16 protein-coding genes are annotated in these 18,561 nt (G+C 64.8%); 7 read left to right on the top strand and 9 right to left on the bottom strand.

Annotated elements, in window-relative coordinates:
- The first annotated feature begins 130 nt into the window (after positions 1-130).
- Positions 131-1,807, top strand: a complete 1,677-nt coding sequence (locus AC0L23_RS22880) for a mucoidy inhibitor MuiA family protein (RefSeq protein ID WP_473357440.1) — start codon at positions 131-133, stop codon at positions 1,805-1,807.
- A gap of 192 nt (positions 1,808-1,999) precedes the next feature.
- Here the strand turns inward: AC0L23_RS22880 and AC0L23_RS22875 are convergent, their stop codons facing one another.
- The 5 genes from AC0L23_RS22875 to AC0L23_RS22855 form a co-directional block, all read right to left on the bottom strand.
- Positions 2,000-3,355: an esterase-like activity of phytase family protein gene (locus AC0L23_RS22875; RefSeq protein ID WP_085395146.1), complete on the bottom strand. Its 1,356-nt coding sequence runs from the start codon at positions 3,353-3,355 to the stop codon at positions 2,000-2,002.
- A gap of 84 nt (positions 3,356-3,439) precedes the next feature.
- Positions 3,440-4,336, bottom strand: coding sequence for a carbohydrate ABC transporter permease (locus tag AC0L23_RS22870; protein ID WP_018453844.1), 897 nt, complete (start codon positions 4,334-4,336; stop codon positions 3,440-3,442).
- Positions 4,329-5,285, bottom strand: coding sequence for a carbohydrate ABC transporter permease (locus AC0L23_RS22865; protein ID WP_018453845.1), 957 nt, complete (start codon positions 5,283-5,285; stop codon positions 4,329-4,331). Before AC0L23_RS22865 ends, AC0L23_RS22870 begins: the two co-directional genes overlap by 8 nt.
- Positions 5,286-5,451: 166 nt before the next feature.
- Positions 5,452-6,795: an ABC transporter substrate-binding protein gene (locus AC0L23_RS22860; RefSeq protein WP_085395145.1), complete on the bottom strand. Its 1,344-nt coding sequence runs from the start codon at positions 6,793-6,795 to the stop codon at positions 5,452-5,454.
- Between the two features lie 88 nt (positions 6,796-6,883).
- Positions 6,884-7,927, bottom strand: a complete 1,044-nt coding sequence (locus AC0L23_RS22855; protein WP_085395144.1) for a C-terminal binding protein — start codon at positions 7,925-7,927, stop codon at positions 6,884-6,886.
- Positions 7,928-8,180: 253 nt separating this feature from the next.
- On the opposite strand from AC0L23_RS22855, the gene AC0L23_RS22850 reads away from it, so the two are divergent.
- Positions 8,181-9,866: a methyl-accepting chemotaxis protein gene (locus AC0L23_RS22850; RefSeq protein WP_026232608.1), complete on the top strand. Its 1,686-nt coding sequence runs from the start codon at positions 8,181-8,183 to the stop codon at positions 9,864-9,866.
- 156 nt (positions 9,867-10,022) lie between these two features.
- Here AC0L23_RS22850 and AC0L23_RS22845 read toward each other — a convergent pair whose 3' ends face one another.
- Positions 10,023-11,000, bottom strand: a complete 978-nt coding sequence (locus AC0L23_RS22845) for a Bug family tripartite tricarboxylate transporter substrate binding protein (protein WP_018453849.1) — start codon at positions 10,998-11,000, stop codon at positions 10,023-10,025.
- Between the two features lie 97 nt (positions 11,001-11,097).
- Positions 11,098-12,033: a DMT family transporter gene (locus tag AC0L23_RS22840; protein ID WP_007614154.1), complete on the bottom strand. Its 936-nt coding sequence runs from the start codon at positions 12,031-12,033 to the stop codon at positions 11,098-11,100.
- 105 nt (positions 12,034-12,138) lie between these two features.
- On the opposite strand from AC0L23_RS22840, the gene AC0L23_RS22835 reads away from it, so the two are divergent.
- Positions 12,139-12,528 carry a hypothetical protein gene (locus AC0L23_RS22835; RefSeq protein ID WP_018453850.1) on the top strand — a complete coding sequence of 130 codons (390 nt, stop codon included), beginning with the start codon at positions 12,139-12,141 and terminating at the stop codon, positions 12,526-12,528.
- Positions 12,529-12,545: 17 nt separating this feature from the next.
- Here the strand turns inward: AC0L23_RS22835 and AC0L23_RS22830 are convergent, their stop codons facing one another.
- Positions 12,546-13,151: a TetR/AcrR family transcriptional regulator gene (locus AC0L23_RS22830; RefSeq protein ID WP_018453851.1), complete on the bottom strand. Its 606-nt coding sequence runs from the start codon at positions 13,149-13,151 to the stop codon at positions 12,546-12,548.
- 73 nt (positions 13,152-13,224) lie between these two features.
- Here AC0L23_RS22830 and AC0L23_RS22825 point away from each other — a divergent pair, with 73 nt between their 5' ends.
- Complete coding sequence (locus tag AC0L23_RS22825) at positions 13,225-13,629, top strand: hypothetical protein (RefSeq protein ID WP_204512197.1); 405 nt, start codon at positions 13,225-13,227, stop codon at positions 13,627-13,629.
- Positions 13,630-13,715: 86 nt separating this feature from the next.
- A complete protein-coding gene (locus AC0L23_RS22820; RefSeq protein WP_018453853.1) occupies positions 13,716-14,120 on the top strand; it encodes a VOC family protein in 405 nt (134 codons plus the stop codon).
- A gap of 28 nt (positions 14,121-14,148) precedes the next feature.
- Here the strand turns inward: AC0L23_RS22820 and AC0L23_RS22815 are convergent, their stop codons facing one another.
- Complete coding sequence (locus AC0L23_RS22815; protein WP_085395142.1) at positions 14,149-15,081, bottom strand: DMT family transporter; 933 nt, start codon at positions 15,079-15,081, stop codon at positions 14,149-14,151.
- 366 nt (positions 15,082-15,447) lie between these two features.
- On the opposite strand from AC0L23_RS22815, the gene AC0L23_RS22810 reads away from it, so the two are divergent.
- Positions 15,448-16,740: an adenylosuccinate synthase gene (locus tag AC0L23_RS22810; RefSeq protein ID WP_085395141.1), complete on the top strand. Its 1,293-nt coding sequence runs from the start codon at positions 15,448-15,450 to the stop codon at positions 16,738-16,740.
- 37 nt (positions 16,741-16,777) lie between these two features.
- On the top strand, positions 16,778-18,403 hold the full coding sequence (locus AC0L23_RS22805; protein WP_085349173.1) for a hypothetical protein: 1,626 nt from the start codon (positions 16,778-16,780) through the stop codon (positions 18,401-18,403).
- Positions 18,404-18,561 lie beyond the last annotated feature (158 nt).

The following is an 18,561-nucleotide window of genomic DNA, read 5'->3' as shown; positions in this document are numbered from 1 at the left end:
CTGCCGCCGCGGCGGCGCCCCACGGAAACCCCAATCGAACCAGTTCCTCCCCTGCCGCGTCCAACCGTGTTGGCGAGGCATTGGATCGCGCGTCCGGCTGGCGGCGGCGATGACTTGGAGGAGGGACTTGATGCGCATCACCGCAAAATGTTTGGCAACGACGAGCCTGGTTCTGGTGACCACGGCATTCGCGTCGTGGTCATGGGCCGCCGAATTGGACGCCACATCGGCGATCGATACCGTTACGGTTTACCCCGATGGCGCGACCGTCACCCGCGTCATCGCGGTGGACCTGCCGTCTGGTGACTCGACGCTCATTGCCAAGGACTTCCCGCTTGGTCTCGACACCTCCTCGATCCGGGTGGAGGGTGAGGGGGGAGCGAAGCTCACCATCGGTACGATCGATGCGCGAACGCCGCGTGCGGCGCCGGTCAATCTGCCGGAGCTGGACAAGCGCATCGAGGCGCTGAACGACCAGCGCGCCGACCTGCAAGGCGCGATCGACTCGGCCATTGCGCGGCGCAAATTCGCGGAGCACTTTGCGGAAGCGTCGCCTGCGGGCATCGGCGACAAGGGCGAGGCGCGGCCGATTGCCGAATGGCGCACGGCCTTTGCCACCGTCGGCGAGGAAATTGCAAGCGCCGATACCGCCGTCCGCGACGCCACGCGCAAGATGCGCGAGATCGATCGGCAGATCGCCCAGCTCGAAGTCGAGCGGAAGGCCAAGCCGCCGAGCAAGCTCGAAGTCCGCATGGACATCGCCGCGCCGGTGGCTACCAAGGCGACGTTGAGGGTCACCTACAATGTGCGCAATGCGCGCTGGCTGCCGCTCTACGGCGCCCGCCTCGACACCGGCGCGAAGGATCGCAAACCACAGCTCGAGCTTGTCCGCCGTGCCGAAGTCACGCAATCGACCGGCGAGGACTGGTCCAATGTCACGCTCGGCGTCTCCACGGTCCGCATCGGCCGCGGCGGCAGCGCGCCGGAGCTGAATTCGCTGGTCGCACAATATCCGCAGGTACCGAGGCCGCGGGCGCTGGGCTCAGTTTCGGATTCGGCAATGCCTGCGGCGGCGCCCATGCAGCAGCGCAAGATGGAAACTTCGGCGGCCAAGGCGGCGGACGATATCCGCGAACGCGCCGAAGAGCAGCAGGCGGTCGCCGAGATCGGTGACTTCCAGGCCACCTACAAAATTCCCGGCCGCGTCAGCCTCGGGGCCGCCGAGGGCGCCAAGAGCCTGCGCATCGCCTCGATGACCGTGCCCGCCGATCTCATGGTGCGCGCGGCACCGGTGATGGACCCCACCGCCTTCCTCGAAGCGAGCTTCAAGCAGACCGACGACACGAGCCTGTTGCCGGGCAAGGTCGCAATCTATCGCGACGGGACTTTCGTCGGCCGCGGCAAACTCTCGGCTTCGGCCAAGGACGATATCGTGCGGCTCGGCTTCGGCGCCGACGACAAGGTCAGGATCGAGCGCGCGGTGCTCAAGCGCAACGAAGGTTCGGCCGGTCTCCTGGTCACGACGTCGAAGACCGACGAGCGATCGTTCAAGACGACGATCCGCAACGGTCACGACTTCCCGATCAAGGTCGCGATTGAGGATCAATTGCCGGTCAGCGAGAACGAGGACATCCTCGTCGAGATGCTGCCTGCGACCACGCCGCCGACCGCAAGCAACATTCGCGACCGGCGCGGCGTGCTGGAATGGTCGTTCGACGCCAAGCCCGGTGAGGTCCGCGACATCAATTTCGCCTGGCGCGTTCGCTGGCCGAAGGACAAGAGCATGGTGATCGTGCCGGCGGGTTGATGTGCGGCGCCGAGGTGCGAGTTGTCTTTACCTCGTGCTCGCTCACTGTCCGTCATGTCCCGCCTAGTGCGCAGTTACGCACGAGGGCGGGGCATCTAGTACGCCGCGGCCTCACGATTTGATCGCTGGCGCCGCGGCGTACTGGATCGCCCGGTCGAGCCGGGCGATGACCCGCGTTGAGAGAGCGCTGGCTTACTTCGCCTTCAGGAAGTCCGCGACATCGAGCAGCATGAACTCGTCGTCGTCGGCCTTGTTGGGATCGCGGCTGGACGAGAACGGCAGATTGTTGTCATTGCCGACGATGATGTGGGTTTCGTCGACACGATCGACGTTCTCGATGGTGAAGAACGGGAACGTGTAGACGCCGTCATTGAGCGGCTTCTTCGCCTTCTTGTCGGGATCCCTGATCTTCAGGAGGTCGATGTAGCCGATCTTGCGCACGGGCTTGCCGACATTGGCGTCGGTGAGCTCGATCTTGTAGACGCGCTTGAACTTGGCCACGTCGGGGAAGCAGTTCTCGCCGCGGGTGCCTTGCGGGCAGGCCTTTTCGGGCGTGCCTTCGCCGTTGTCGCGCTCGATGATCAGGCCGGCGCTCGGGTCGATCATGTTGAAGTCGCCGATGGCATTGCCGTTCTGCTCGAACACATACTGCCAGTAGCGGCCAGTGAATTTTTCCGCGGCGACGTCGAATTCGAGGATGCGCGAGGCTTCCTTGCCGTCGACCTTCTCCCAGTCCTTTTTCTCGGCATCCCAGAGCGGCCCCTCGAGCAGGCCGTAGAGAAACTTGCCGTCTTTCGAGGCGGCGAAGCCCTCGTAACCCTTGGAGCGTCGGAGGTTGACGTTGGTGTAGGTCGCACCCGGCGCGCCCGGGGTCGCCACCGCCCAATGATCCGGCGATCGCACGGGCTTACCGTCGGCGACCGTCTCGAATACGGCCAGAATCTTGCCGGTCTTGTCGGCCTTCAGGATGTAGGGGCCGAACTCGTCGCCGATCCAGAAGGTGTCGCCGATAATCTGGAAACCTTCGGTGTCGAAGTCGGAGCCGGTGAGGTAACGCCTCTCGGTGTCTTCATGCACGATGCGGAACGGCACGCGTCTGTCGGGATCGTGCAGGAACACGGTCTCCAGCCGCTCGATCTTGCCGCCGGCCCAATCCATCCTGTAGCGGTTGAGGTACAGCATCGAATCTGGCGAATTGGCGCGCGCGCCCATGCCGTTGTCGGTGATGACCCAGAAAGTGCCGTCCCCCATCGACTTGATACCGGAATGGCCCTGCAGCGGCTGGCCCTTGAACGGCAGCGACACGCCGGTGGCCCGCTCATAGGACTTGCCCATCACCGTGCCGAGCGCGTCGACCCGCTTCCCGGTGGTGTATTTACCGGATGTCTTGAGATCGGCGGGAGCATCAGCCGGCGCGTCGATGAACGTGGCGGCCGGCATCACGACGTGGCCGGCGAGCTTGGCGGGGAATTCGCCTTCGCTCTGCGCCTGCGCGGAGCTCGCGGTCAGAATGATCGTTGCGACGGTACTAAGCAAAGTCGCGCGCATGTGCGTCTCCTGTTAACGGAGGCCGTCTTATGCGGACCGCGCATTGCAGTTTTGTGAAACCGGGCCAAACGCCGCAGCCGACAGCTACTCCTTGACCGCGCCCGTCAGCGACGACACGTAGTAATCGACGAACAGCGAGTAGAAGATCGCAACCGGCAGCGAGCCGAGCAGCGAGCCCGCCATCAGCGCGCCCCACTGATAGACGTCGCCGGTGACGAGCTCGGTCAGGATCGCGACCGGCACCGTCTTGTTGGCGCCGCTCTGGATAAAGGCGAGCGCGTAGATGAACTCGTTCCAGGACAGCGTGAAGGAGAAGATGCCGGCCGAGATCAGGCCGGGCACCGCCAGCGGCAGCGTGATCCGTCGCAGGATCTGGAGCCTGGTGGCGCCGTCCACCAGCGCGCATTCCTCGAGCTCGTAGGGGATCGACTTGAAATAGCCGATCAGGAGCCAGGTGCAGAACGGCACCAGGAAGGTCGGGTAGACCAGGATCAACGCAAGCGGGCTGTCGAACAGGCCGAACTGCACGACCACGGTCGCGAGCGGAATGAACAGGATCGACGGCGGCACGAGATAGGCCATGTAAATGCCGAGGCCGACATAGGGACTGCCGCGGAAGCGCAGGCGCTCGATCGCATAGGCGGCCAGCGTGCTCGCGATCAGCGACAGCGTAGTCGCCCCGACCGCGACCAGCATCGTCGTCCACAGCCAGCGCGGATAGGCGGTGTCGAACAACAGGTGCTTGATGTGGGCCAGCGTCGGCGAGGAGATCCAGAACGGGTTGTGCTCCTTGTAGTTCATCAGCTCTGCGTTCGGCTTGAACGACGTGATCGTCATCCAGTAGAACGGAAATAGGAGGATCAGCACGAAGCAGCCGAGCGGCAGATAGATCATCATCAGCCGCCGCAGCCCGGAATCCCAGGCCATGGTGTCCGGCGGCGTGGTGGCGACGGCGGCCGGCTCGGCGGCGGTATCAGTCATTGCTCTCTCCCTGCTGCCATTTGCGGCGCGCCAGGCCGAAATAAGAGAACAGCGTTGCGAACACGAGGAACGGGATCATCGACACCGCAATCGCCGCGCCCTCGCCGAGCTCGCCGCCCGCAATGCCGCGCTGGAAGGCCAGCGTTGCCAGCAAATGGGTTGAGTTGCCGGGGCCGCCCCGGGTGATGGCGTAGACCAGCTGGAAATCGGTGAAGGTGAAGATGATCGAGAAGGTCATGACGATCGCGAGGATCGGCATCATCATCGGGAAGGTGATGTAGCGGAACCGCTGCCAGGCGCTGGCGCCATCGAGCATCGCGGCTTCGTAGAGCGAGGGCGAAATGGTCTGCAGGCCCGCCAGCAGCGAGATCGCGACGAAGGGAATGCCGCGCCAGATATTGGCGGCGATCAGCGAGAAGCGCGCCGGCCAGGGCGAGCCGAGGAAGTCGATATTGGTGGTGCGCCAGTGCAGCACGTCGACCAGAAGGTAGGAGATGATCGAGAACTGCGGATCGTAGATCCACCAGAACGCCAGCGCCGAGAGCACCGTCGGCACGATCCAGGGCATCAGGATGATCGCACGCAACAGGCTCTTGAACGGAAAATGGTTGTTGAGCAGCAGTGCGAGCCAGAAGCCGAGCGCGAACTTTCCAAAGGTCGCGATCCCCGTGTAGACCACGCTGTAGAACACCGCGTTCCACCACAGGGAATCGGTGAGCAGATACTGGAAATTCTCGAAGCCGACGAAGACGCCTTTTCTGCCGATTGTCGTGTCGGTGAAGGCGAGCCAGATGCCGAGGCCGAGCGGATAGGTCAGGAACACCGTGAGCAGCCCGATCGCAGGTGCGAGGCACATCACGATCAGGAACGGCTTGTAGTCGAACAGGCGCACCAGCCAGGAGGGTTGCCGGTGCACGAGGGCTGGAGAAGAGAGTGTGGTCACGGACATCGGTTTGTTGTCCCGTCTCTGAAAGTCACCAAGCCCGTCATTGCGAGGAGCCCGTGACAAAATTGCGAAGCAATTTTGCACTGGTGCGACGAAGCAATCCAGGCTGTAACTGGGAAGACAGGCTGGATTGCTTCGCTTCGCTCGCAATGACGCCCTTTGTCCAGCGCTACTTCTGCCGCCGGAAGTACCGCTTGCAGCGCTGCTCGGCTTCCGCGGCCGCGGCTTCCGGCGTGGCAGCGCCGGTCGCGACGGATGCGAACATCTGAATCAGCACGTAGTCGGCGCTGACGGCACCGGTCGCGGTCGAGATCGGGCCAGCATAGCCGTCATAGTAGATGGTGTTCATGGTGTCCTTGAAGATCTTGATCTTGGGATCTTCGCTCCAGACCTTGGCCTCCGCGTAAGCCGCGAGCGGCTGGGCCCAGTAGCCGGAATTGGCGTTGAGCCACGGCTCGTACTGGTCCTTTTCCAGCATGTATTGCAGGAAGGCCTTTGCGGCGTTGGGGTACTGGCTGTGCTTGAACAGCATGGCGTTCAGCGTCAGGCCCGCCATCGGCGAGACCTTGGCGACACCCTTCGGCAGCAGTTGATGTTCGCTGTCGTCGGCGATCGCCTTGGTCGCCGGATCGTTCTTCAGTGAAAAATACAGCGAGACGCCGTTGGCGGTCAGCGAGATCTCCTGCGCGGCGTAGGCGCGGTTGTTGCTGACGTCGTTCCATGACGTCGTGCCGGCGACGAAGGTCGGATAGAGCTGTTTGACCCAGTTCAGTGCGGCGATCGTCTCCTTGCTGTTGATGACGACGTTCCCCTCTTCGTCGAGCAGCGCCGCGTTGTGCGACCACAGCGCCCAGTTCGCAAAACCGTTGCCGTCGCCCTTGGCGTTGCCGAGCGCCAAGCCGGCCGGCTTGCCGGCCTTCTGAAGCTTCTGGCAGAGATCGAGGATTCCGGCATGGTCTTCCGGCACCTTGTCGAAGCCGACCGATCGCAGGATCGACTTGCGGTAGATCAGCGGACCCGCGGTCGCGCCGAACGGCAGTCCGATCCAAGCGTCGCTCTTGTTCTTCTTGCCGTAGCGCTGCGCCAGCGGCAGCCAGCCGCCGTACCGCTTGCCGACATAGTCGGCGACGTCGGTCAGCTCGATCAGCTTGTCGATATAGATGTGCGGCGCATCGGAGAAGCCGATGATAATATCGGGGCCGGCACCGGAATTCGCGGTCACCGCGGTCTGCTGGTTGATGTCCTCCCAGCCGACGAAGTCGACCTTGACCTCGACCCCGGTCTCCTTGGTGAATTTGGCCGCATTGGCGCGGAACACGTCCTCGTCGGCCTGGACGAAACGTACCGGTCGCAGCATGCGCAGGGATGCGCCTTTCTCGATCGGCAGTTTCGGTGTGGGGACGTCCGCGGCCTTGATCGCGGATTGCGCATTTGCCGGAGCACCGGTTGCCGCGATTGCCGCAGCGGACAGGCCCAGCGCCAAGGCATCACGACGCGTGATGTCGTTCCTCATCGGTTCCTCCCTATATGTTTCCCTTCCCGGCGTTGATCGCCGGTGAAGGGTCTTTCCGGTTGCCGGCGCGCCTTCGCGGCCGTCCCGTCTAGCTGTTCGGGCCGCGGTCCATGCTGACAGGCTGCCAGCGGCGGAGCGCGGTGTCTTGCAGCACCGACGGATTGACGCAGCTTACCGGCCACATGCCCTGAAGCACCAGTGACAATTCGTAGCCCACCCGGCGCTTGCGCGCCTCGTCAAACCGTGCCGAGGCGGAGGCGACATGGGCGGTCAGGGTCACATTCTCCATGCTGAGGATGGGGTTGTTGTGCGAGGGCGGCTCCTTCTCCAGCACGTCGAGGGCGGCATGGGCGATCCAGCCCTCCTGAAGCGCCTTGATCAGGCTTTCCTCGTCCACGGTGGCGCCGCGGCCGGTGTTGATGAAGACCGAGCCCTTCTTCATCTGCCGGAAGTGCTTCTCGGTGAGCATGTGATGCACCTCGGGCCGAGCGGGGGCGTGCATCGAGAGGAAGTCGGATTGCGACAACACCTCGTTCAGCGTCGCCGGAATCACCCCGTGGTCGGACATCAGCGTTTCCTGGATGAAGGGATCGTAGGCCATCATCCGCAGACCGAACGGAGCTGCGCGTTTCGCAACTGCACGCGCGACGCGGCCGAACGAGATGAAGCCGAGCGTCTGGCCCATCAGTCGTGGGATCTTCGACAACGCCGGCCGGCCCTCCGCCCAGCGGCCGCTGCGCGCCATCCGGTCCTGCTCGACCAGCCGGCGGAAGCCTGCGAGCAGCAGCATCATGGCATGGTCGGCGACCTCCTCGATGAAGGTGTCGGGGATGTTGGTGACGGGAATGCCGCGCGCAGTTGCCGCCTTGATGTCGACGCTATCGACGCCGACCGAGCCGAGCGTAATGACCTTGCAGCTCTCCAGCGCGTCGATGATGGTCTTGGTGATCGGGATGCCCTTGGCGTAAATGGCGTCCGCTGTCTTCGCGGCGGCGATGAACCCGGCCTCGTCGGCCGGCGCCTCGACGATCTCGGCGTCGATCGGATCGAGCGCCTCGCGCTCGTAGGAATAATCGCTGCTCGCGACCGTGAAGCTCGCGCCCTTCGGCGTCACCACCCTGTATTTCGGCATATCCTGCTCCCGATTTGGTTTCTTGTTGTGACCCATGCTTTGCGCGGGCCTTTGCGTCTTTTACGCGAAATCGAGGAGGTCGCGTACAATTCCCGGTTGTCATTGAGGCGATTTATACGACTGGTTCGACGTCTTCTCCGGGCTTCTACGGGGCGCCCCGTAACAGCTTGCTAAGGGGTCACCCCCTAAAAGGTTAATTTGATTTCGATCGATTCACTCGCGCGTCCTTATCCCTGTGTTGCCGGAGCATCCCGTGAAATTAAGCAATATGAAGATCGCCCCCAAGCTCGGCATCCTCGTCGGCGTCACCTTGTTCGGACTGTGCATTTCCGGGATCCTCGCCGGATACCTGATGAAGCAGGAGATGGTGAACGCGCGCATCGATCAGGCCAAGGCGATCGTGGAGATGGGGCGCAACTACGCCGCTGCCCTCAAGAAGCGGGTCGACGCCGGCGAGCTGACGAAGGATGCGGCGATGGCCGAGATTCGTCGCTACGGCAATGCAATGACGTATGACAACGGTGCGGGCTATTTGTTCGGCACGTCCTATGACGGCATCACCCAGCTCGCGCCCGATCCGAAGCAGATCGGCAGCAACCGCATGGATGTCGTGACCAACGGCCGCAAGCTGTCTGCCGAGTTGATGGACGGGGTTAAGGCCAATGGTTCGATCCTGCTGTATTATGAATATGTGAAGCCCGGCCAGGAGAAGCCGATCCGCAAGCTCGGCTACGCGGTCGCGGTCCCCGGCTTCGACATGTATCTCGGCACCGGCGCCTATCTCGATGATATCGACGCCAAGATGGGTCCGGTCTACTGGCTGCTCGGCTTGGCCATGCTCGGTATCGTCATCGTCGCCGGCAGCGTTGCCTGGCTGATCGGTCGCAGCATCAGCCGCCCGCTCGCCCTGCTCGGAGCCCGCATGAAGGATCTCGCCGAGGGCAAGCTCGACGGCGACATTCCCGGCGTCGGCCGTGGTGACGAGGTCGGCGCAATGGCGTCGACCGTCCAGATCTTCAAGGACAACGCTGTCCGCATCCGCGACATCGAGAAGAGCGAAGCCGATGCCAAGGATCGCGCAGCGGCGGAACGTCGCAGCGTGATGGAGGGCATCGCCAGCGACTTCGAACGCAGCGTCAATGGTATCGTCCGCTCGGTCTCCTCGGCTGCGACGGGCATGCAAGCCACTGCGCAATCGATGACCGCGACCGCCGGCGACGCCTCGTCGCGTGCGGCGACGGTCGGCGCGGCCTCGCAGAGAGCGTCGGGCAATGTCGGCACGGTTGCCGCGGCTGCCGAAGAGCTGTCGAGCTCGGTTGCGGAGATCTCGCGCCAGGTCACCCGCTCGACCGAAGTGGCGAGCCGCGCTGTCAACGACGCCGAGCGTACCAATGCCACGGTGCAGGAACTCTCCACCGGCGCCGAGAAGATCGGCGAGGTGGTCAAGCTGATCCACTCGATCGCGGCACAGACCAATCTGCTCGCCCTCAACGCCACCATCGAAGCGGCGCGCGCCGGTGAATCCGGCCGCGGCTTTGCCGTCGTCGCTTCCGAAGTCAAGGCGCTCGCCAACCAGACCGCCAAGGCGACCGAGGAAATCTCCGCCCAGGTCGCGGCGATGCAGACATCGACCAGCGATGCGGTCGCCGCCATCGGCGGCATCACTCAGACCATCGCCGAGATGAGCGAGATCACCGCGGGCATTTCAGCATCGATCGAGCAGCAGGGCGAGGCGACCCGCGAGATCGCCCGCAACATTCAGTCGGTCGCGGCCGGATCGAACGAGATCAACGCCAATATCGGCAGCGTCACCTCGGCCGCGGAAGCGACCGGCACGGCGGCAAGCGACGTGCTCACCAACGCTCGCGAGCTCGACAGCCAGTCCGGCGCGCTGCGCAGCGCAGTCGACGGCTTCCTCGCCAAGGTGCGCGCGGCGTAGGTCGCCACACCAAAGCGACGCCATCTCCTCTATCGTCATGCCCGGGCTTGTCCCGGGCATCCACGTTCTTGGACACCGGACGCTTTGATCGACGTGGATGGCCGGGACAAGCCCGGCCATGACGGAGAATGCCGAGCGCGCGGCTTTCGCGAGCCCCTACTGCTTCTCGATCCCTGCCTCGCGGATCAGCTTCTCCCACAACACCAGCTGTTCGTTCACGAACGTGCCGAGCTGCTCGGGCGTGCCCGAAAACGCGTCCATGCCGAGGGTGGCGAGCTGGGCCTTGATCTCCGGCTTCTCGACGATCTTCCGGATCTCGGCGTTGAGTCGCGTCACGATCTCCTTGGGCATGCCGGCGGGGCCAAAATAGCCCTGCCACGACGAGATGTCGAAGTCCGGCACGCCGGCCTCCTGCATCGAGGGCAGGTTCGGCACCAGCGACGAGCGGTCCTTCGTCGTGACGGCGAGCGCGCGTAGCGCGTTGCCCTGGACATGCGGCAGGCCGGTCAGGATGTCCACGAACATCATCGAGACGCGGCCGCCCATGACGTCGTTGAGCGCCGGCGGCGAGCTCTTGTAGGGCACGTGCAGGAGGTCGAGCCCGGCATTGTGTGCAAAGGTCGCCCCCGACACGATCGCCGAGGACGAGCCCGAGGCGTAGCTCAGCTTGCCCGGATTGGCCTTGCCGTAGGCGATGAGCTCGCCGACGGTCTTGGCCGGCACCTCCGGGTGGATCACCAGCATGAAGGGCAGGTCGCCGGTGCGCGCGATCGGGGTGAAGTCCTTGACCGGATCGTAGGTCAGGCTTTTGAGCAGATAGGGATTGGCCGAATGCGTGGTGTTGGTGGTCACCAGCAGCGTGTAGCCGTCGGGCGCGGCGCGCGCGACATAGGTGGCGGCGATCATGCCGTTGGCGCCCGCCTTGTTCTCGATGACGATGCCGACGCCGAGGGCCTGCGACAAATGCTGCGAGATCAGCCGCGTCGTGGTGTCGGTGCCGCTGCCGGCGGCGAACGGCAGCACCAGCGTGATGTTGCGGCTCGGATAATTGTCGGCCTGCGCAGCGGACGCGGCGGCGAGACAAAGGGCGCCCGTGCCGATGGCACGCAGGTTTCGGATCAACGCTGAAAGCATGTCTGGTCGTTCCCTCTTTTTTGGTTGGCGGGGAACCTAGCGTCTCCTCGTCGAAATCGGAAGGCGCGAGTTTGTCGCCTCGTCTCGCGTCGCGGAATTACTTCACCGCAGAACCCTGGCGCGAGGCGATCACGACGCCGGCGAGCACCAGCAGGTAGCCGATCAGGTGGAAGGGCTGAATCTTTTCGCCGAGCAGCAGGATCGCCATCGCCGAGCCGAACACCGGCACCAGATGGAAGAACGGCGCGGCGCGGTTCGGGCCGATCAGCGCCACGCCCCGGTTGAAGAAGAGATAGGCCAGCGTCGAGGGAAAGATCAGGATGTAGCCCAGCGTCGCCAGCGTCACCCCGTCGAGTTGCAGGACGCGACCACTCCAGGCCTCCCAGATCGCGGTCGGCAGCAGCATCGTCGCGCCGCAGCAGGTGGTGAAGGAGAGAAAGGAGAGCTGGTGGATCTTGGGCCGCCGCGGGATGAAGGCAGAGTAGATCCCGAACGCCACCAGCGAGGAGGCGAACATGATGTCGCCCCTGTTGAAGCTGATGCTCGCGAGCGCGGCGAGATCGCCGCGCAGGATGATGATCAGCACGCCGAGAAGCGAGATCCCGATGCCGGCGAGCTGCGCACCGGTCAGCCGCACGCCGAACAGCACCAGCGACCACAGCGCCACGAACAACGGTCCGGCCGACTGGATCAGCAGCGCGTTCAGCGCTTCCGTGTACTGCATCGCCCAGTACGAGATCGCGTTGTTGAAGGCAAAGCCCACCAGCGACAGGAACAGCATCAGCGGCAGGCTCTTGCGCAGATTCGGCCAGTCGCGCTTCAGATGCGGCCAGGCGAAGGGCAGGAGGATCAGGAACACGCCGAACCAGCGGATCGTGGTCACCGTCAGCGGCGGCACATGCGCGCCGACGTGGCGCGCGAGCACGATGTTGCCGGCCCAGAACAGCGAGCTCAGGCTGAGCAGCAGATAAGGCTGGTTGTTGAGCCAACTGGCCGGATTGGAGGCCGGTGGCGCGGGCGAAGCGATCGTCATTGGCGTTGCATACGAGCTTGCGCCGGATTTGCGTCGTGACACAAGTCATGCGACCGCAATGCTACAATGCAGGCATGACCAGAGGAGGCGGCATTGGCGGTTAATATGTTGAACATCGATGGCCTTGATCGGCTCGATCGGCATGCACCGGTGGTGATGTTGAACCTGATGCGCTTCCACGCGCACTCCGGCGACGGCGACGGTTCCGGCTGGGACGCCTATCTGCGCTACAGTGCGGTCACAGTGCCGATGATCAAGGCACGCGGCGGCACGCTGCTCTGGACCGGCGAGGCCAGGGCCGTCGCGCTCGGCCCGCAGCAGGGCAACGACTGGGATTTCGCGGCGCTGGTCTATTATCCCACCGTCACGGCTTTCATCGACATGATGACCTCGAAGGCCTACGAGACGGAGGCTGATCCGCACCGCGTCAACGCCTGCGCCGAGCACGTCATCATTGCGACCAGCGAAGCGTACAGCAAGTTCAAGATGAAGTAGCGCCGCCTGCTGCCGGCTTACTTCAGCCCGTCCACAGCCGCGTGGCACGCCGTCTGCAGCAAGCGACAGACCTCCTCCGTCGACCGCTGCCGGCTCAGCGCTGCAAACGTCGGATAACTCGTCAGCACGAAGATCAAATCAACCGTGTCCCGCATGGCGCGCTTTGCCGCGTGCTTGCCCACGATCCGCGACAGCAGCGCGGTCAGCAATTCGCGCCGTCGCTCGTTACGCTCGATCAGCGCCTCGCCGAATTCCGGATCGGTCGCGATGGCCTGGTTGAGCCCACCGATGGCGGGATCGCGCCCCCAGAACGTACAGAAGATTTCGATGACGCGGTCGAGCGCGGCGCGCGGATCCGCCATCGTCATCACCTCGGCCAGTTCGAACAGTCCGCCCTGGTGCGCGATGTCGTCGAACACGGCCTCCAGCAATCCCCGCCGCGATCCGAACTGGTTGTAGACGGTCAATCGCGTGACGCCGGCCGCCTTGGCGACCACGTCGAGGGAGAAGTTCGCAATGCTCGCGTCCTCGCGTAGGAGTCGCGCGCCGGCCGCGATGATGCGCTCGCGCGTCGCCGCCGCCGCGGAAGCCCGCGCGGAGCTCACATAATTGCGCTTCGGCATCGCCTTGCCATTCTGTTGACGTATTGACTATACATGTAGTATATCTAATTTAGAAGCCGGTTCGGAGCTTGCCATGCAAACTGCCCTCGTGATCGCCTTGTCACTTCATGTGTTGTCGTCCGTGTTCTGGGCGGGATCAAGCTTTGCGCTGGCCCGCATCGGCGGAGTTGCCGGTGAGCAGCTGGTCTTTCCACAACTCGGCGCGGCGACGATTGCCATCCTGACCGGCGGCTATCTCGGCCATCTCGTTCATTCCCACAGCTTCGGCACGACCGAACAGGTGCTCGCCGTCGGTGCTGTCTGCGCACTGATTGCGGCGGGCGTTCAGGCTGTCATCGGTCCCCGTGCGCTCGTGGCCCTGCGTCGTGGCACCGGCAAGCCGGAGGACCTCCGTGCACGTATCGCCGCCGCCCAACGTGCGGCGGCGGGCCTGCTGGGCATCGCCGCGCTCTGCATGGGCGCCGCGCGCTACATTTGAATGCAGTCCAGGGAGGAGTGTTGAGAGCTCTCTGTTCCCAATGTCAGACCATAGCGCGGCTTCCAGCCGCTTTCGAAGGAAAAGCAATGTCCAAGATGATTCTGGTCAACCTGCCGGTACGCGATCTCGCCGCATCGACAGCGTTCTACGTAGCCCTGGGTGGCGCGGTGAATCCTCAATTCTCCGGAGCAAATTCGACGTCGCTCATGTTCACGGACGCGATCGGCGTGATGCTGCTGACCCACGACCGGTATCGTGAATTCACCAGCCGCGAGATCGGCGACGCGCGGCGCCACAGCCAGGCTATGTTCGCTCTCACGGTCGACGACCGCGATGCCGTCGATGCAACGCTGGCGCGCGCGGTGGCTGCGGGCGGTCGCGCCGATCCCAATCCGGCGCAGGATCTCGGCTTCATGTACAACCGACACATTGAAGACCCCGATGGCTATGTTTGGGAGATGGTGTGGATGAACCCGTCGACAAACGCTTGATCGCAGCCGATCGAACCGGGCCCCAAGCCTAGCTCGCCTGCTTCCGTGACGCCACGAACACGCCGGCCAGCACCAGCGCGAAGCCGATGAAGTGGAACGCCTGCGGGTGCTCGCCCAGAAACGCCATTGCCATGATCGAGCCGAACACCGGCACGACATGGAAGAACGGCGCGGCGCGGTTGGCGCCGATCAGGCGGACACCGCGATTGAAGCAGAGATAGGCGAGCGTCGAGGGGAATACCGCGACATAGAACAGGGTCAGGAGGTTCGGCCCGTCGAGCTTCATCACGGGACGCGCGGACAACTCCCACATCTCCAGCGGAATGAGACAGGCAGCACCGCAGCCGAACGTGAAGGCGAGGAACGACAGGCCGTGCATCGGGGGCCGCTTCAAGGTCAGCACCGAATAGAGCGCGAAGATGATCAGCGCGACGACAAAGATGAGGTCGCCCTTGTTGAAGTCGATGTTCGACAGCGTGGTGAAGTCGCCATGCAGCAGGATGATCAGCACGCCGCACATCGACAGCAGCACGCCGAAGGCCTGCGCTACGGTGAGGCGGACGCCGAGGATGGCGAGCGACCACAGCGCCACGACCAGCGGCGCGGCGGATTGCAAGAGGAGAGTGTTGAGCGCCTGCGTATGCTCCAGCGCCCAATATTGCAGCGTGTTGAAGGCGCCGATGCCGGTGATCGAGAGCGTGACCATCAGGCCGAGCCTGCCGCGGATCGCGGGCCAGTCCTGCGCAAGGTGTTTCCAGGCGAACGGCAGCACCAGCAGGAAGGCGAAGAACCAGCGCAGGAACGACAGCGTCACCGGCGGGATGTGACCGGCGGCGAGCCGGCCGACGATGGCATTGCCGGCCCAGCACAGCGCGGTGATGCTGAGCAGCAGATAAGGTTGGTTGGCGATCCAGTTGTGGCCGGACGTGGCGGCGCCGGTGGTCTCGTCGGTGGCGGACATTGGATTGTTGTGGCCCCGCGTCATGCGCCAAGCCTCCAGCCCGGTGGCACCCGGGCCGGTTCAAACCCGGCCCCGTTCAAAGACACGGAAATCGAGGTTGCATCAACGGGGGCCGGATGCATCGCGACCATGCAGCGGCGGAAGCAGCCTCTCACGCTTTGGTCGAAGCATTGCACCCGCCGCGAAGGTTTCTGGATTTTCAGGGGATATCAAAGGCTTGGGATGCGCTCGCGGCCTCGAAAAAGTCCCGTTCTTGCTTGCCTAGAGAGGCTGCATCCTTTATCCGGTTGGCTGCCTCGCGTTCGAGCGGCCCCGGCCGTGATTGGGCTGGGCGCATCTGACAGATTGCATAGGGATTACCCGCGAATGGCCAATGTTGTCGTCGTCGGCGCCCAGTGGGGCGACGAAGGAAAGGGCAAGATCGTCGACTGGTTGTCGGAGCAGGCGGACATCGTCGTCCGTTTCCAGGGCGGCCACAACGCCGGCCACACGCTGGTGATCAACGGCAAGACCTACAAGCTGGCGCTGCTGCCCTCGGGCGTGCTGCGCGATCAGAAGCTGTCGGTGATCGGCAACGGCGTCGTGTTCGATCCCGCCGCCTTCCTCGACGAGGTCACCAAGCTGCGGTCGCAGGGCGTCGCGGTCGGCCCGGACAATCTGCGGGTCGCCGAGAACGTCACCCTGATCCTGCCGCTGCACCGCGAACTCGACGCGCATCGCGAATCCGCCAATGCGGCGACCGCGATCGGCACCACCCGCCGTGGCATTGGCCCGGCCTACGAGGATAAGGTCGGCCGCCGCGCCATCCGCCTGATGGACCTCGCCGATCTCGACACCCTGCCGCACAAGATCGACCGGCTGCTGGCGCATCACAACGCATTGCGCCGCGGCCTCGGCCTGCCGGAGTTCGACGGCAAGGAGATCGTGAAGGAATTGACCGCGCTCGCGCCGCAGCTCTTGCCCTATGCCGAGACGGTGTGGCGGCTGCTCGACATCAAGCGGCGCGAGGGCAAGCGCATGTTGTTCGAAGGCGCGCAAGGCGCCCTGCTCGACGTGGATCACGGCACCTACCCTTACGTCACCTCGTCCAACACGGTGGCGGCGCAGGCGGCGACCGGCTCGGGCCTCGGCCCCGCCGCGGTCGGCTATGTGCTCGGCCTCTGCAAGGCCTATACGACCCGCGTCGGCCAGGGCCCGTTCCCGACCGAGCAGGACAACGAGACCGGCCGCAAGATCGGCGAGCGCGGCCGCGAGTTCGGCACCAATACCGGGCGGCCCCGCCGCTGCGGCTGGTTCGATGCGGTTCTGGTTCGCCAGGCGGTCCGGACCTGCGGCATCAACGGTCTGGCGCTGACCAAGCTCGACATCCTCGACGGCTTCGATTCGATCGAGGTCTGCACCGGCTACAGGCTGGACGGCAAGGAGATCGATCATTTCCCGGCGGGCGAGGGCGCCCAGGCCCGGGTCGAGCCGATCTACGAGACCATCGAGGGCTGGAAGGAGCCGACCGCCAATGCGCGGTCCTGGGCCCAGCTGCCGGCCCAGGCGATCAAATATGTCCGCCGGATCGAGGAATTGGTGGGGTGCCCGGTGGCGCTGCTTTCCACCAGCCCCGAACGCGAGGATACTATCCTGGTACAAAATCCGTTTGAGGCTTAACGATCTCTTACCGGGACGCGCGTATAATTGAGTAGAAATGGCTGATTACTACCCGCTGATCGCCCGCGCTATTGCCGCCCTGGACCCCAACGCTCCCGGCGAGAGCCGTCGCGCGCTCTACGAGCGGGCGCGCACGGCGCTGATCGCGCAACTGCGCAGCGTGCAGCCGCCGCTCTCCGAATCCGAGATCACCCGCGAGCGCCTCTCGCTGGAAGAGGCCGTCCGCAAGGTCGAATCAGAGGCGGCCCAGCGTGCCCGCGAGGCCTCGCGCCCCGGTGGCGGCGCCCGCAGCAGCGGCAGCGGCGACGCCTTCCGCCGTGCCAGCACCCGCGCCACCGAGGGCAACTCGCCCGCGCCGCAAACCGCTGCCCCGCCGCGCACCCGTCCGGCTCCGCCGCCGCCGCGGGCTGACCGGCCCTCCTTCAATGTCGATGACCAGGGCGACGCCCCGCGTGCGCCGCGGGCCCCGCGTTTCGACGCGCCGCGGCAGCCGGGTCCGCCGGCCCCGTCGTCGATGCCGGAGCCTCCGCCGGTCGGACGTGATCGCGCTGGTGGGCGCCGTCCGCCGGACATGGGACCGCCACCGCCGCTGCCGCCCGCACCGGGCGTGCGCGGCTTCCGCGACATCACGGCGGACGCCAACGAGCTCGGCGGCGCCGCCGCGCAGGCCAACCGCGCGGCGCGCCGCACCTACGCCAACGTGCCCTCGCCCTCGCCGGAATTCGACCGGCTCGAGCCGAGCCTGGAGAATCGCGGCGCCGGAGCCGACGCGCCGTATTCCTACGACGAATCGATCGAGGAAGCTGAGCGCTACGCGCCGCCGTCGCAGCCGCCGTCGCAACGTCCGCACATCCCCGTTCTCGACCGCGAACCCAAGAAGAAGCGCGCCCGCACCGGCCGCGCCTTTCCGTTCAAGAGCGCGATCGCCGTCGGCATCGTGCTGATCCTGGTCGGTGCCGGCATCCTGTGGGGCAAGCAGCTGGTCCAGACCGCGACCAACCTGTTGAAGTCTTCGCCGACGCAGGTGGTGGAGGCGCCCAAGGATTCGTCTCAGCCGCAGAGCAAGCCCAAGATTCCGGATCGCGTCGGCCAGCCCTCGGCCAGCGACCAGCCGGTCGCGCCGGTGGCGCAGAAAGTCGTGCTCTACGACGAGGATCCATCCGATCCGAAGGGCAAGCAATATGTCGGCTCGGTGGTGTGGCGGCTCGAGCCGATCAAGGCGTCGGGCAATCAGAAGGCCGACGTCGCCGTGCGCGCCGACATCGAGATTCCCGACCGCAAGTTCAAGATGACGATGTCGTTCCGCCGCAACACCGACTCCTCGCTGCCGGCGAGCCACACCGCGGAGCTGACCTTCGTCCTGCCGCCGGACTTTCCGGGCGGCGGCGTTTCCAACGTGCCGGGCATCCTGATGAAGTCGAACGAGCAGGCACGCGGCACGCCGCTCGCAGGCCTCGCGGTCAAGGTCACCGACGGCTTCTTCCTGGTCGGCCTCTCCAACGTCGATGCCGACCGCAGCCGCAACGTCCAGCTGCTGAAGGAGCGCTCCTGGTTCGACGTGCCCTTGGTCTACGCCAACCAGCGCCGCGCCATCATCGCCATCGAGAAGGGCGCTCCCGGCGAGCGCGCCTTCAACGACGCCTTCGCGCAGTGGGGCGACTAGATCTCTACTCCCTGAGACCTCGGCCTGCATGGTTCGAGACGCCAGCCTTGGCGGGCTCCTCACCATGAGGGTTTGATATCTCGCCGCGACAGGATCGCGCAAGCGGGAAGCAGCCGCGCAATAGAGAGAGCGTATCTGCGGCCATCCTGAGGGCCCGC

Source organism: Bradyrhizobium sp. MI1.4, from assembly GCF_055811315.1.
This window is presented reverse-complemented; position numbering and strand designations above follow the sequence as displayed.

What these genes read in the sequence shown, in the direction of transcription:
- AC0L23_RS22860 (WP_085395145.1), bottom strand. Translation starts at nt 6,795, where the DNA reads ATGAGGAACGACATCACGCGTCGTGATGCCTTGGCGCTGGGCCTGTCC.
- AC0L23_RS22845 (WP_018453849.1), bottom strand. Translation starts at nt 11,000, where the DNA reads ATGCTTTCAGCGTTGATCCGAAACCTGCGTGCCATCGGCACGGGCGCC.
- AC0L23_RS22830 (WP_018453851.1), bottom strand. Translation starts at nt 13,151, where the DNA reads ATGCCGAAGCGCAATTATGTGAGCTCCGCGCGGGCTTCCGCGGCGGCG.
- AC0L23_RS22875 (WP_085395146.1), bottom strand. Translation starts at nt 3,355, where the DNA reads ATGCGCGCGACTTTGCTTAGTACCGTCGCAACGATCATTCTGACCGCG.
- AC0L23_RS22825 (WP_204512197.1), top strand. Translation starts at nt 13,225, where the DNA reads ATGCAAACTGCCCTCGTGATCGCCTTGTCACTTCATGTGTTGTCGTCC.
- AC0L23_RS22810 (WP_085395141.1), top strand. Translation starts at nt 15,448, where the DNA reads ATGGCCAATGTTGTCGTCGTCGGCGCCCAGTGGGGCGACGAAGGAAAG.
- AC0L23_RS22835 (WP_018453850.1), top strand. Translation starts at nt 12,139, where the DNA reads ATGTTGAACATCGATGGCCTTGATCGGCTCGATCGGCATGCACCGGTG.
- AC0L23_RS22805 (WP_085349173.1), top strand. Translation starts at nt 16,778, where the DNA reads ATGGCTGATTACTACCCGCTGATCGCCCGCGCTATTGCCGCCCTGGAC.
- AC0L23_RS22855 (WP_085395144.1), bottom strand. Translation starts at nt 7,927, where the DNA reads ATGCCGAAATACAGGGTGGTGACGCCGAAGGGCGCGAGCTTCACGGTC.
- AC0L23_RS22840 (WP_007614154.1), bottom strand. Translation starts at nt 12,033, where the DNA reads ATGACGATCGCTTCGCCCGCGCCACCGGCCTCCAATCCGGCCAGTTGG.
- AC0L23_RS22870 (WP_018453844.1), bottom strand. Translation starts at nt 4,336, where the DNA reads ATGACTGATACCGCCGCCGAGCCGGCCGCCGTCGCCACCACGCCGCCG.
- AC0L23_RS22880 (WP_473357440.1), top strand. Translation starts at nt 131, where the DNA reads ATGCGCATCACCGCAAAATGTTTGGCAACGACGAGCCTGGTTCTGGTG.
- AC0L23_RS22820 (WP_018453853.1), top strand. Translation starts at nt 13,716, where the DNA reads ATGTCCAAGATGATTCTGGTCAACCTGCCGGTACGCGATCTCGCCGCA.
- AC0L23_RS22815 (WP_085395142.1), bottom strand. Translation starts at nt 15,081, where the DNA reads ATGTCCGCCACCGACGAGACCACCGGCGCCGCCACGTCCGGCCACAAC.
- AC0L23_RS22865 (WP_018453845.1), bottom strand. Translation starts at nt 5,285, where the DNA reads ATGTCCGTGACCACACTCTCTTCTCCAGCCCTCGTGCACCGGCAACCC.